Source organism: Paenibacillus alba (assembly GCF_013204855.1).
GTDB classification, from domain to species: Bacteria; Bacillota; Bacilli; order Paenibacillales; family NBRC-103111; genus Paenibacillus_E; species Paenibacillus_E alba.
Window position 1 is genome coordinate 1 of record NZ_JABMKZ010000030.1, and the last position, 12,717, is coordinate 12,717.

Sequence of the window (12,717 nt, forward strand, 5' to 3'; positions counted from 1 at the left end):
GCTTTTTTAACAATTCCACCTGAGACTCAAGGAGTTTAATTCTTGCTTCCTGTCTTGCAATGACTTCATCTTGCGTTAGTTCACGCTTTAGAGGACGTCCAGAAGCTTCCTTACGAGAGTCGGTTAATCCAATGATTCCGTCTTTTCCATATGCTTTTTTCCAACGCTTGGCACAATCTTTTACACGTTGAATTCCAATTACGTTTACATCAAACCCGTTAGCTTCAAAGATTTCTCTAGGGAGTTTACCTGCCATGTATTGATCGATGAACAACTGCTTAAATTCATCCGCATAGGTTATTGCTTTATCACTTATTCTGATCACGTACTTATTCTTTGATAACCTCATTTGGTCTTTTTCGCTAAAGACTTTCTTAGACATGGTGTAATCCCCTCCGGTGCTTACTCTAGTATACAAAAAAAAGTACCCATAGTCTGAACACTTTTTCAAAGTGTCCAGACTATGGGTACCAGTGTAAAAAACCTCAGGTTCTTTATAACCCACTCACATCGGACACATCATCCTACTTACTCTTCACCATACTCCCCATCTTACTTACTCTTCACCATACTCTCCATCTTACTTACTCTTCACCCTACTCTCCATCTTACTTACTCTTCACCCTACTCTCCATCCTACTTACTCTTCACCATACTCTCCATCCTACTTACTCTTCACCCTACTCTCCATCCTACTTACTCTTCTCCATACTCCCCATCCTACTTACTCTTCTCCATACTCCCCATCTTACTTACTCTTCTCCATACTCCCCATCTTACTTACTCTTCACCTTACTCCCTTCTTACTTACTCTTCACCCTACTCCCCATCTCACTCACTCTTCACCTTACTCTTCATCTTACTTACTCTTGACCATACTCTTCACCTTACTCTCCATCTAACCCTCTGCATCAACTGCTTCGCACGCCACTATTCAACCATTTATAAATCCACGCCGCCAAAGCCGCGCCAATCAGTGGAGCAATAATAAAGACCCATACCTGCGTGAGCGCTTTGCCGCCTATAAGCAGAGCTGGCCCCAAGCTTCTCGCTGGATTCACCGATGTCCCAGTCAAACCGATGCCAAGAATATGTACAAACGCGAGCGTCAAGCCAATGACCAAGCCAGCAACCGCGCTTGTGCTCACCGAAGACGTAACACCTAGAATGGTATAAATAAACACAAACGATAACACAATTTCCACAACCACTGCCATCAGATCAGAAATGCCGATTCCGTATCCGGCGCCAAAACCATTTTGCCCCAGACTAGTCACAGCTTTGCCCGTAGAATGTATGATGCCATATAAGAGCCCGGCTCCAGCGATACCTCCAATAATTTGCGAAACGACATACCCGACAAAATCCTTGCCCGATAATTTACCGCTAAGCAGCATGGCGAATGAAACAGCAGGGTTGACATGGCAGCCTGATATGGGACCGATCACATAAGCTAACGCCACAATCGATAGTCCGAAGGCAAAAGCAATACCTAAGTACCCCAAATCCCCACCTGCCGTAGCCGCCGAGCCGCACCCAAACAAAACAAGAATAAAAGTTCCTAACAATTCAGCCGCATACTTTTTTAATGATGACTTCAAGATAATCCTCCTCTATTTTCTGTTGTTTCAGCCAGATGGAACGGTAATCAGGAAATGTATATTCCGCTCCGATCATTAAATTACATTTATTTCCTAAGGCTTAAGCCTAATGTAAGGGACTGAATAAAAACTGAACAAATCATAGAGGGATTTTCTTGATTCTCTTCTCGAACTAGGGAATTATCGGATTATTCATTTTCAGCCTGTCATATTCATAAACAGCTTGCAGTTTGTAAGGACTATTTTTCTCGGATTTCGTAAATACCCCCATATACCCTACATCCCTAAACTGGATATATTCCTTATTCGTCAATTCATCGAACCGGCTAGACTGCCAATAATAATGCAATTCCAAAGGGGCTTTATACCATAACCAGTCTAAATCCGTCATTGGAAGACCTTGATGAGAGAGAACCCACAAACTAAATAAAACATGTGGATCCTCGATGTTAATTTCCGATTGCGGATTTTTGTCTTGCAGCGCTAAGGCTGATTTGGACAAAAGCTCATGAATTTCTGAATCTGCTGAAAAATGATATACGGCATTAACTTGGTTAAATTCTGCTGAATATTGGATGTCCTGCGAGTGAGCCTTTAATTGGCTCCATGATATTTTCGGCACATAAAAAGTTGAAATGACGCAAATTAATCCAAATATCAGCGCAGTAGTCAAGATCGGCTTTTTAGCTTTTTTCATGTAAACGAAAGCGATGATAACACCGACAGGAACCAAAAGGCCAAATAAGTTCACGTAAACATTGCAAACCAAATAAACGGCAACAATCGTAAGCCACATTAGCTTCGTTATGTTTTGGCGTTGATTAACATACGACAACAAGAGCAGCACAAGTAAACCGCCCCATAGCAACCATCCCATAGTATCCTCCTTTACCCGGTAATCCCCCACTAAATATTACCATTATGAAAAAGGTAAGGAAATAGTCCAACTTGACTCATCATCCACCGTTTCCATACAAAAAATCCCCTGAAAGCTCAGCTTTCAGAGGATTCTCGCTTTTCACTCATCTATACGCGCTCATACAGAAAATCTACAATATGCACCGCCTGCATATTCATTCCCGCGGCATGCTTATCAATGCCCAGCTTCATCTGCAGCAAGCAACCAGGGTTGCTGGTCACGATGTAATGCGCTTCCGTGGACTTAGCGTGATCCATTTTGCGATCAAGGATCGTGTTCGCCATATCCGGCTCCGTCAGGTTATAAATCCCTGCGGATCCGCAGCAGGAACCGGCATCCTTCATCTCCACAAAGGTTGTGTTCGGCAGCTGCTTCAAGAGCTTCCGCGGGGACTCTCCTGCTTTCATCACGTTGCGAAGATGGCAGGAATCCTGATACGTAATGCGGACACCCGGCCCTTCCGCGAACGGGAGAGGACGGCCTTTTTCCAGCAAAATCGTGCTGATGTCCTTCACCCGACTCGCGAACCATTTCGCCTGCTCATGCCACTGGTCATCCTCATGCAGCAAATGGTCATATTCGACCAATATAGCGCCGCAGCCGCCTGCATTGGACACAATGTAATCGACGCCAGCGTCTTGAAAGGCGCGAATGTTATGACGGGCAAGCTGTCTCGCCTGATCCATCTCTCCGCTGTGGGCATGGAGCGCTCCGCAGCAGTTTTGCGCTTCGGGGATGACGACATCGAAGCCAGCCTTGGCCAGCAGCTGTACAGTTTTGCGGTTGGTTTCGGTGAACAGCACGTCCATTAAGCAACCACGGAACATCCCCACCGTTCCTACTTTTTCCCCGATGGCAGGAATTCTCGTCCCAAGCTGATCAATAACGCCATTTCCAGTAGCGTCAGGCAAAATGCGTTCCATCGCTGACATCTGTTTGGAGAACAGGCCAACCACGCCAGTTTTTCTGACGATGGTTTGAGCGCCTGACTTCTGATACAAACGAAGTCCCTTGCCGAGCAGTCTCATCCGGTTCTGATGCGGGAAAAGCTGTCTGAAAACGAGCTTGCGCACGCCTTTGACCCATACCCGATGCTGCTTCGTATGATCTTCGATCGCATCCCGCGCCTGCTCGATAAGCTGACCGTATTTCACATCTGCCGGACAGGCCGGTTCACAAGCTCTGCAGCCCAGACAATGGCCCATCTGCTCTTCGAAACGAACGTTTGGCTCCATCAGTCCGTCCACGGTCGCTTTCATCAAAGAAATCCGGCCGCGGGGCGACTCGGCTTCCACGCCGGTCTCTTTGAAGGTTGGACAAGCCGGCAGGCAGAAGCCGCAGCGCATGCAGTTCGTTAGCTGATCATAATCGAGCTTCAAACGCAAAGATTCCTGCAGTGATTTCGCTGTTGCGTTAGACACGATCGATCACCACCCTGCGTCTGGACTCCTTGGCGAACATTTTGCCTGGGTTCAAAATATTCAAAGGATCAAAGCCCTGTTTAATGCTCTTCATAATCGCAATCCCGGTGCTGCCAACTTTCCATTCCAGGAAAGGCGCTTTGACAAGGCCAACGCCATGCTCGCCTGTTATCGTACCGCCAAGTCGAATCGCTTCTTCGAAGATTTCCTCGAAGGCGGCTTCGACCCGCTCAATTTCATCGTGGTCCCTCGCATCGGTCGTCGCCGTAGGATGCAGGTTGCCATCCCCCGCGTGGCCGAAAGTGCAGATCTGCACATTGTATTTAAGCGCAATGCGATTAATTTGCAGCACCATCTCGGCAATTTCCGAACGCGGCACAGTCGCATCTTCCAAGATGGTCGTCGGGCGAAGCCTAGCTAGCGCCGTAAAAGCACTGCGTCTAGCTGTAAGCAGCTTCAGCGCTTCCTCTTGATTGCTGGCGATGCTGATCTGATCAGCTTGCTCTTCCTGACAAATCTCCGAGATCCGCGCGATATCCCGCTCCACGGTTTCCATCTCGCCATCTTGTTCAATGAGCAGAATGGCTGCCATATCCAAAGGAAGCCCCAGCTTCGCGAAATCGTTAACGACACGAATCGTCGGGTTATCCATGAATTCCAGTGTCGCCGGAATGATGCGATTTTCAATAATCGCCGACACCGTTCGTGCCGCTCCGTATATATCTTTGAACATAGCCAGCATCGTTTTCTTATATTTCGGCGGCGGAATAAGCTTGAGCGTTGCTTCGGTAATGACGGCCAAGGTACCTTCTGATCCGATCAGCAGCTTCGTCAAATCGTAGCCCGCTACGTCTTTCATCAATTTGCCGCCCGTACGCATTATCTCTCCCGAAGCCAGCACGCACTCCAGACCGATCACATAATCTTTGGTCGTGCCATATTTCAAGCCGCGCAAGCCCCCGGAGCATTCGGCAATATTGCCGCCAATCGTGGAAATAGCCATACTGCTGGGATCCGGCGGGTAAAAGAGCCCAAGACCCTCAATATGCTCAATGAACGTCTTCGTAATGATGCCCGGCTGCACGGTCGCAGTCAAGTTCTGCATATCAACCTCGAGGATCGCATTCATTCGATGCATGACCATAACGATGCCGCCCTGAACAGGAACCGTGCCGCCGCACAAGTTCGTCCCCGATCCCCGGCTGACCAGCGGTATCCGATGTTCGCTTAATACCTTCATTATCGCGGATACCTGCGCGGTATCCTTAGGGTAAATGACACCCTCCGGAAGCTGCAGCAGCATCGGCGTACCATCATAGGAATGGGTAACAAGCGTTTCCATATCATCTTTGAAGTGAGATTCGCCAACGATTTGACGAAGCTTTATTTTTACATCATTTTCAAGCATGTTCATTGTCCTCCTTAACGCAACTAGTCGTCATGTCATCTGATGACTTTTTTCTTATAATAGCGTATAATAAAACCATTGTATAGAGAAGATTTTGCGGAGGTATTTCCATGACATTTGAGCGGATCAAACCGCAAAAAGGCTCTGAGATCGTAATGACGCATATGAAAGAGCAGATTCAAGCAGGCAGCTATCTCCCTGGAAGCAAGCTCCCTACCGTCGATCAGCTGGCCGTTAGCTTCGAAGTCGGCCGATCCACGATTCGCGAAGCGATGAGCGCTTTGAAGGCGATGGGCTGGGTCGATATTCGCCATGGCGGCGGCACTTTCGTCAGCAAAACGCTGCCCTCGGGCGATGGGCTCGACAACGGAGGAGACCTCTTCTACCAAACAGAGTCGTTTCAAGAAGTACTCGAGGTTCGCAAATTTATTGAGGCTGGCTGCGCTTCTCTAGCCGCTGAGCGGCGCACTGAGGAGGATCTGCAGCTGCTGGCGCAAGCCATTCAAGAGATGGAAGCCGCGATTGACAATGAATCTCTGAGCGAACAAGCCGATATCAGGTTCCATTTGAGTATTGCCAAAGCGTCCCACAATTCTTTATTTCTAAGCATGATGGAGTCGTTGACGGATCGCTTGCAGGAAAGCATGAAGGAATCTCGGCGGCTTTGGTTTTTTGCTGAGCGCGCTTCCGTCAAGCTGCTCATTCAGGAGCACAAAGACATTTACGAGGCGATCAAAGATCAGGACGCCAAGCTGGCGGAAGAACGAGTTATGCAGCACATCTTGAAAGTTGATCGGGTTGTCCAGAAGCTGGGAGCGAAAGCTTAGAAAAAAAACACGAGAATTTCTCAGCGAAGTTCTCGTGTTTTTTTCCTATTTATGATAATATGGTTTTATAAAGTAAACTTGGTTTTGTATATAAAACCATTTTTCGAAAACATCAACACTGCCTTTGGTTAGCAAAGCAAGGAGGTCCTTGATTGGATGATAAATATCGCGTTCCTGCGATCGAACGTGCCCACCTGATTCTCAAAGAAATCTCGCAGCACCCAGGAAAGCTGAAGCTCATCGATTTGTCCCGCACCCTTGCCATTAACAAAAGCTCCATGTATTCCTTGCTGTTAACGCTGGAAAATCTGGGATGGGTAGAAAAGGAAACCGGAGAAACCTACCGTCTGGGACGCGAGCTGTCTCGCCTAGGTCATGCTGCCTTTCAGAGGAGCAACCTAAATGAAACCTTTCATAAGGAGGCCTCCCTAGCCAAGCTCCGACTGGGCGAATCCTTCCAGCTTGCCAAACTAGACGGCAGAGAAGTCCTCTATATCGCCAAAGAGGAAGCGCTTACACCAGTCCGGTTAGCATCGGAGCCTGGCATGCGTCTCCCCGCACACGCCACCGCACTCGGGAAGGTTATGCTGGCTGATCTCAGCAATGACGACATTGATGCTCTTTATCCAGCGGACCAAGAGCCCTTTTCTCATTTGACGGTCAATTCCATGACGACTGTACAGGCTTTGAAGCTGAGCTTGGAGCAAATCCGTGAACAAGGCTACGCTTTGGACCTGGAAGAAGCCGTCATTGGCTTTAGCTGCGCAGCCGCACCTATTCGCAATGCCCAAGGTCAAGTTATCGCCGCTGTCAGCTGCTCCATGATGTTGCCGCAATGGGAACAGAAGAAGCAGTCCTGTATAGAAGAAGTTTGTAAGCTGGCTCACCAATTATCCGATTAAAAAGGAGAATTAAGATGCGACTACAAGACAAAGTCATTCTCATCACAGGCTCAGGCTCAGGTATCGGCAGAAGCAGCGCCCTTTTGTTTGCGAAAGAAGGTGCGCAGGTTATCGTCAACGATCTCGATGAAGGCAAAGGGACTCAGACGGTTCAAGAAATAACAGATGCAGGCGGCAAAGCCCAATTCATCCAAGCTGACGTGACACACGCAGATTCCGTGAAACAGATGGTAGAGCAAATCATCCAACAGCACGGCCGTATTGATGTGCTTTTCAACAATGCCGGCATCAGCGGTGTTGGCGCGCTCCACGAGCTGGAGCCTGACTTCTGGGACCGCATCATGAGCATTAACGTCAAAGGCGTGTTCCTGCCTTCCAAATATGTAATCCCTCACATGATGGAACGAAAGTCCGGCTCCATTATCAATATGTCCTCCTGTGTTGCCGAGATCGGACTCGCCCGCCGGGCGGCCTACGCCGCTACCAAAGGTGCCGTGCTGGCCTTGTCGAAATCGATGCAGGTCGATTACGCGGCCTACGGCATTCGCGTCAATGCGCTGCTGCCGGGAACTATTTTGACTCCCTTTGTGGAAAATTACCTCCGTACCTCCTATGATGATCCGGAAGTTGCCATCGCTTCCCTCAAAACCAGACAGCTCAGCAACGATCTGGGACGCCCGGAGGACGTCGCGCAAGCGGCGCTATTCCTTGCTTCCGACGATTCCAAATTCATGATGGGCTCGCCTTTATATATTGACGGAGGCGCCACCTTCGGAAAAAATGCGTAAACGCGCTAGTCAAGCTATTATTCTAATCATACCCAGCATAAATTAGGAGGATTTCACAATGAAACTGCTTACTTTCCGTTCAAATGATGAGCTTAACCTAGGTGTGCAAACCGAATTTGGTGTGCTGGATGTCGTTCAAGCGGTTAACCAACTTTCCCCCAACTACATAGTCCCGACGACCGTGCACGAAGCTATCCAAGGAGGAAGTTCGGCCACGGATGCCCTGCTGCAGCTGGTCAAGCAAGCTCTGGCAAGCGACAACCGCGCGTCTTTGCTGCTAAGCGAAACGGACCTGGACTATGGTCCCTGTGTCACAGAGCCAAGCAAAATCATTTGTGTAGGGCTCAATTACCGCAAGCATGCTGAAGAAACGAATGCCGCGATCCCGCAGACCCCTATCCTTTTCAACAAATTTAGCAACACACTCACGGGTCACGGACATGATATCGCACTTCCGCGCGTGTCCAAAGAAGTGGACTACGAAGCCGAACTTGTTATCGTTATTGGCAAACAGGCCAAATATGTCGCCAAAGAGCAGGCCTTGGAGCACGTCTACGGCTACTGCTGCGTAAACGACCTCTCTGCGCGGGATTTGCAAATGCGTACCTCGCAATGGCTGCTCGGCAAATCCTGCGACGGCTTCAGTCCGCTGGGCCCTTATCTCGTCACGGCAGATGAAGTCGGCAATCCGAATGATCTCAAGATCAGCACCACCGTCAACGGCAAGGTACGTCAGAACTCGAATACCTCGGACATGATTTTCCACTGCGACGAAATTGTCAGTTATATTTCCCAGCATATGACCCTGTACCCGGGTGACATTATTTTGACAGGAACTCCTGAAGGCGTCGTGCTCGGAGATCCGGTTGATCAGCGTGTGTACTTGCAAGACGGCGATGTCGTGACAATTACGATTGAAAAACTAGGCAGTCTGACGAATCGTTTGGTTAGCGAGTAGCTAATTGCCATCTGATCCAGACCCATGAAACATTGTTAGCGAGCAGTGAACAACTACCTGATGCGGGCGCATGAAGCATCGCTAGCGAGCATTAAGCAACCCCCTGATCCGGGCGAGTCTGGTGGGAAAATGGGTGAACCGACGGGCCACAAAGGGCACGTCCTTTCCTGTACCGCACCCCCAGAGGAGATCACAGTCCACAGTTTCCGATCTGCCGAAACTGTGCCAATTCTTTGGCCAATGTGCCCAGTACGGACGAGTTATTTGTGGATCAGTGACCTAACGCCACGAAATCAACTTGCGGAGGGAGGATCACACCACTACGAAGCCAAATTGTGGACGGGTAACCTGCGAAAGCCTGCGATTATGCATCTTTTTGTGCTCTATATAGCTCCTAAACTAGATATTCCTGCGATTGTGCATCTTTTTGAGCCACTTGTTTGATTTTGAGAGGAAAAAGCGGAAAATTCCTGCATAATCGCAGGCTTTTCCGCTTTTTACACGATAATATCGAACATACCTGCACTATTGCAGGTATTCTGGTCCGCTGCATCTCACCGAAGCTCGCTACACCTCGCCAACTCGCATCACAAGCACATTGCTTCTCCTAATTCCTTTTTGAAACAAATTGTGGACGGGTAACCTGCGAAAGCCTGCGATTATGCATCCTTTTGTGCTCCATATAGCTCCTAAACTAGATATTCCTGCGATTGTGCATCTTTTTGAGCCACTTGTTTGATTTCGGTAGGCAAAAGCGGATAATTCCTGCATAATCGCAGGCTTTTCCGCTTTTTACATGATAATATCGAACATACCTGCATTTTTGCAGGAATTCTGGTCCGCTGCATCTCACTAAAGCTCGCTACACCTCAAATAATTCAGCGCTGCGCTCCAGCAACCGACAGAACGACCGATTATGGCCTATATAAAAAGAAGATAAATCATATCGGCTGCGATTCGGTTCGAACGTGACCATTAAGCGATGTCTCATCAGCTTCATCGTACTTTGGATAAAATTCTCCGCTTCCTTAGAGGCAATCAAGGTTAGATAGGCGTAGAGGGAATGATCTTCGGGCTCATCCAGCAGGCTTACGCCTGCACAGGAAAATTCCGTCTGAATATGTTTCTCTCGAAGCAGTGTGAGCGTCCTATGCAGCTCCGCGTCTACGTACACTTCGTCCAGCAGCAGCGTTCTCTTCGGCTGCTTCCTAAGCTTATGGCTGTCCGTCCAGTCCCTTAGCTCTTGCCGTCTACGTCCCCAGCTGGCCTCCGAATGAGTGCTAAGTATAATTTCATTTGGTTCGTCTATGTTTACATTGGACATGGCCGACCTTTCCCCCACTCATTGAAAAATTGCTTCCTGCGGCTATAGCCAAGAAAAAAGGCGGTGCCAATTCGCCCGCCTTCCTGCTTATTCATAGTACGTTAACGCGTCTCACGATGCAACGTATGGCGCTTCAAACGCGGACAATACTTGCGCAGCTCCAAACGTGCCGGGTTATTTCGCTTATTTTTCGTCGTGGTGTAATTCCGATCACCCGTTTCGGTACATGCCAAAGTAATGACGACTCTCATGAGATTCACCTCCTATGGTTGGTTGCTGCCCGTTAGCCTGCTTCTATTTCCATCATGGCATTGGGGAGATTGTCCTCATACCGTGTCCAGTCTTCCAGCATTTCTGCATCTGTCAGCAAGCATGCATCCAGATCGCTTGTAATTTCATTTTTGTCCATATCCATGCCAATAAAGACGACCTTATTTACACGATCTCCATAGACTTCATCCCAATGCCGAATCTGATCTGCATCCTCCTCGAGTACCGCTGCCTTCTCTTCCTCCGGCAGTGCCGCGACCCAGTAGCCCGCTGGCCCGAAACGAATGGAAGGCCCTGCTTGACTCATATTCTGGGCAAAATCATTCCGAGTGGACAGCCACATGATCCCCTTCGCTCTGACGATTTCAGCTGGCCACTCCTTCATCCATTCCATCAAGCGTTCGGGATGAAAGGGCTTCACACGCTCATAGGCAAAAGAAGCAATACCGTATTCATCCGTTTCCGGCGTGTGCACCTCTTTTTCCATTTCTTTCATCCAGCCAGCTGATGTGCTGGCTTCATCGAAATTAAACAGCTGCGTATTCAAGATCTCAGCAGGATTCACAGCCCCCTGCACCGCGCGAAGCAGCTTGGCTCTTGGCTGAAGGGTGCGAAGCACCCCTTCCAGTTCCTCCAGATCAGCCTCGCTCACCTGATCGCATTTGTTCAAGATGAGCACATCGCAGAACTCAATCTGATCGATAAGCAAGTCGACCACGTCACGCGTATCCTGCTCATCCACCGCTTGACTGCGATCCAGCAGCGTCTCGCCGGAGGCATAGTCGTGCCAGAAACGGTACGCATCAACGACCGTCACCATGCAGTCAAGACGGCAAAATTGCGATAAATCAATGCCCTGCTCCTCATCTATGTAAGTAAAGGTTTGCGCTACCGGCAATGGCTCGCCTACACCTGTCGACTCAATCAAAATGTAGTCATACTTGCCCTCTTTGGCCAGCTTCTCTACCTCCTGGAGCAGATCATCCCGCAAGGTGCAACAGATGCAGCCATTCGACATTTCCACAAGCTTCTCATTCGTCCGTGAAATCCCGCTTCCCTCTCGAATCAGGTCTGCATCTATATTGACTTCACTCAGATCATTGACGATGACAGCAACCTTTAGACCATCACGATTATTCAAAACATGGTTAAGCAAGGTCGTCTTTCCCGCTCCCAAGTACCCGCTTAGTACGGTTACAGGAATTCTTTTATCCGCTTCGCGCATGCATGTTGCCTCCTATCATTATAGTAATTTTTACGATTTAATGAGCTGCCGAAATTACTTCTTATTCATTAATTACTTCTTATTCATTTAAAGCTTTCTTCAAAGCTTTCAGGTTATTTTCCATAATACCGATATAGTCCAGATTATTTTTCTTATCTTCATCGGTGAGTCCTTCGAGAGGGTTCAGCACATCTGTTTTCGCCCCGATTTCTTTGGCGATGGTGGTGGCGATTTTGGGATCGACCAATGTTTCAAAAAAGATCGTTTTCACTTGATTCTCTTTCGCAAATTTAACCACGTTAGCCATCTTTTCCAGTGACGGTTCTTCCTCGGGCGACAAACCGGCAATCGGAATCTGCTTCAAGCCGTAGTCTTTCGCCAAATAGCCGAATGCTGCATGCTGAGTGACGAATTCCTTGTGCTTCACATCCTTCAGCTCGGACTTATAGGCCTCATCCAGCTTCTTCAGCTTGGCGATGAAAGCATCCGCATTCTTCTGGTAATCGGCCTTGTGCGCCGGATCTGCTTGCGCCAAACCAGCTTGAATGGCGATCACTTCCTGCTGCGCAAGAACAGGATCAAGCCATACATGCGGATCGAGTATTTTACCGCCGTCAGCTTCCTCATGATCATGAGCTTCGCCTTCTTCCTCTTCCGCCAAGCCTTCCATCAGTTGAATGCCTTTGCTTGCTTCTACCACTACACGTTTATCGTTAGCTGCGCTCTCCAGCGCTTTCTTGGCCCATCCTTCGACTATGCCGTTATAAACAAATACATTCGCCGTTTTGAGCTGCGCCATGTCCTTGGCGCTTGGTTCCCAATCGTGAGGCTCGGCACCCGCCGGAATAAGCCCGATCACATCGGCATAATCGCCTGCGACCTGTTTCGTGAATTCATACATCGGATAAAAGGTCGTGACTACTTTCAGCTTGCTCGTGCCGGTTACTTCCGGGTTTAGCGTGCTGACCGCCGTCGTTGAAGTCGAGTTGGATGTGCACCCTGAGAGCAGAACAGCGGATAGCGCTGTGAGTAATGCTGATTGTTTAATCCATGTTTTGTACATTGCGTAGTTCC

General features: G+C 48.7%; 13 protein-coding genes. 4 read left to right on the top strand and 9 right to left on the bottom strand.

Features of this window, described 5'->3' with window-relative positions:
- The 5 genes from HQN90_RS27610 to HQN90_RS27630 all read right to left on the bottom strand — a co-directional run.
- Positions 1-382: HTH domain-containing protein (locus HQN90_RS27610; RefSeq protein ID WP_338042396.1), on the bottom strand; the 382-nt coding region annotated here is incomplete at its 3' end.
- A gap of 529 nt (positions 383-911) precedes the next feature.
- A complete protein-coding gene (locus HQN90_RS27615; protein ID WP_173224813.1) occupies positions 912-1,601 on the bottom strand; it encodes an MIP/aquaporin family protein in 690 nt (229 codons plus the stop codon).
- Between the two features lie 172 nt (positions 1,602-1,773).
- On the bottom strand, positions 1,774-2,478 hold the full coding sequence (locus tag HQN90_RS27620; protein WP_173224816.1) for a hypothetical protein: 705 nt from the start codon (positions 2,476-2,478) through the stop codon (positions 1,774-1,776).
- 149 nt (positions 2,479-2,627) lie between these two features.
- The gene (locus tag HQN90_RS27625; RefSeq protein ID WP_326074602.1) at positions 2,628-3,941 is read right to left on the bottom strand and encodes a (Fe-S)-binding protein; all 1,314 of its coding nucleotides are present in this window, start codon (positions 3,939-3,941) and stop codon (positions 2,628-2,630) included.
- Entirely contained in the window at positions 3,934-5,349 is a 1,416-nt protein-coding gene (locus HQN90_RS27630) for an FAD-linked oxidase C-terminal domain-containing protein (RefSeq protein ID WP_173224819.1), read from the bottom strand. The genes HQN90_RS27625 and HQN90_RS27630 overlap by 8 nt, the downstream gene beginning before the upstream one ends.
- Positions 5,350-5,459: 110 nt before the next feature.
- On the opposite strand from HQN90_RS27630, the gene HQN90_RS27635 reads away from it, so the two are divergent.
- The 4 genes from HQN90_RS27635 (at position 5,460) to HQN90_RS27650 (ending at position 8,824) form a co-directional block, all read left to right on the top strand.
- Positions 5,460-6,176, top strand: a complete 717-nt coding sequence (locus HQN90_RS27635) for a FadR/GntR family transcriptional regulator (RefSeq protein ID WP_173224823.1) — start codon at positions 5,460-5,462, stop codon at positions 6,174-6,176.
- A gap of 152 nt (positions 6,177-6,328) precedes the next feature.
- The gene (locus tag HQN90_RS27640) at positions 6,329-7,078 is read left to right on the top strand and encodes an IclR family transcriptional regulator (protein WP_173224824.1); all 750 of its coding nucleotides are present in this window, start codon (positions 6,329-6,331) and stop codon (positions 7,076-7,078) included.
- A gap of 14 nt (positions 7,079-7,092) precedes the next feature.
- Complete coding sequence (locus tag HQN90_RS27645; protein WP_173224827.1) at positions 7,093-7,866, top strand: SDR family NAD(P)-dependent oxidoreductase; 774 nt, start codon at positions 7,093-7,095, stop codon at positions 7,864-7,866.
- Positions 7,867-7,924: 58 nt separating this feature from the next.
- Positions 7,925-8,824: a fumarylacetoacetate hydrolase family protein gene (locus HQN90_RS27650; RefSeq protein ID WP_173224830.1), complete on the top strand. Its 900-nt coding sequence runs from the start codon at positions 7,925-7,927 to the stop codon at positions 8,822-8,824.
- An 862-nt stretch (positions 8,825-9,686) separates the two neighbouring features.
- Here HQN90_RS27650 and HQN90_RS27655 read toward each other — a convergent pair.
- The 4 genes from HQN90_RS27655 to HQN90_RS27670 all read right to left on the bottom strand — a co-directional run bounded on the left by HQN90_RS27655 (position 9,687) and on the right by HQN90_RS27670 (position 12,706).
- Positions 9,687-10,148 (bottom strand): hypothetical protein, encoded by a 462-nt coding sequence (locus tag HQN90_RS27655; protein ID WP_173224833.1) that lies wholly within the window; start codon positions 10,146-10,148, stop codon positions 9,687-9,689.
- 101 nt (positions 10,149-10,249) lie between these two features.
- The gene (rpmG, locus tag HQN90_RS27660) at positions 10,250-10,399 is read right to left on the bottom strand and encodes a 50S ribosomal protein L33 (RefSeq protein WP_173224836.1); all 150 of its coding nucleotides are present in this window, start codon (positions 10,397-10,399) and stop codon (positions 10,250-10,252) included.
- Positions 10,400-10,431: 32 nt separating this feature from the next.
- Positions 10,432-11,643, bottom strand: coding sequence for a GTP-binding protein (locus tag HQN90_RS27665; protein ID WP_173224839.1), 1,212 nt, complete (start codon positions 11,641-11,643; stop codon positions 10,432-10,434).
- Positions 11,644-11,722: 79 nt separating this feature from the next.
- A complete protein-coding gene (locus HQN90_RS27670) occupies positions 11,723-12,706 on the bottom strand; it encodes a metal ABC transporter substrate-binding protein (protein WP_173224842.1) in 984 nt (327 codons plus the stop codon).
- Positions 12,707-12,717: the final 11 nt, after the last annotated feature.

Coding starts and splice junctions, on each gene's coding strand:
- HQN90_RS27620 (WP_173224816.1), bottom strand. CDS start 2,478: ATGGGATGGTTGCTATGGGGCGGTTTACTTGTGCTGCTCTTGTTGTCG.
- HQN90_RS27630 (WP_173224819.1), bottom strand. CDS start 5,349: ATGCTTGAAAATGATGTAAAAATAAAGCTTCGTCAAATCGTTGGCGAA.
- HQN90_RS27635 (WP_173224823.1), top strand. CDS start 5,460: ATGACATTTGAGCGGATCAAACCGCAAAAAGGCTCTGAGATCGTAATG.
- HQN90_RS27645 (WP_173224827.1), top strand. CDS start 7,093: ATGCGACTACAAGACAAAGTCATTCTCATCACAGGCTCAGGCTCAGGT.
- HQN90_RS27650 (WP_173224830.1), top strand. CDS start 7,925: ATGAAACTGCTTACTTTCCGTTCAAATGATGAGCTTAACCTAGGTGTG.
- HQN90_RS27655 (WP_173224833.1), bottom strand. CDS start 10,148: ATGTCCAATGTAAACATAGACGAACCAAATGAAATTATACTTAGCACT.
- rpmG (WP_173224836.1), bottom strand. CDS start 10,399: ATGAGAGTCGTCATTACTTTGGCATGTACCGAAACGGGTGATCGGAAT.
- HQN90_RS27665 (WP_173224839.1), bottom strand. CDS start 11,643: ATGCGCGAAGCGGATAAAAGAATTCCTGTAACCGTACTAAGCGGGTAC.
- HQN90_RS27670 (WP_173224842.1), bottom strand. CDS start 12,706: ATGTACAAAACATGGATTAAACAATCAGCATTACTCACAGCGCTATCC.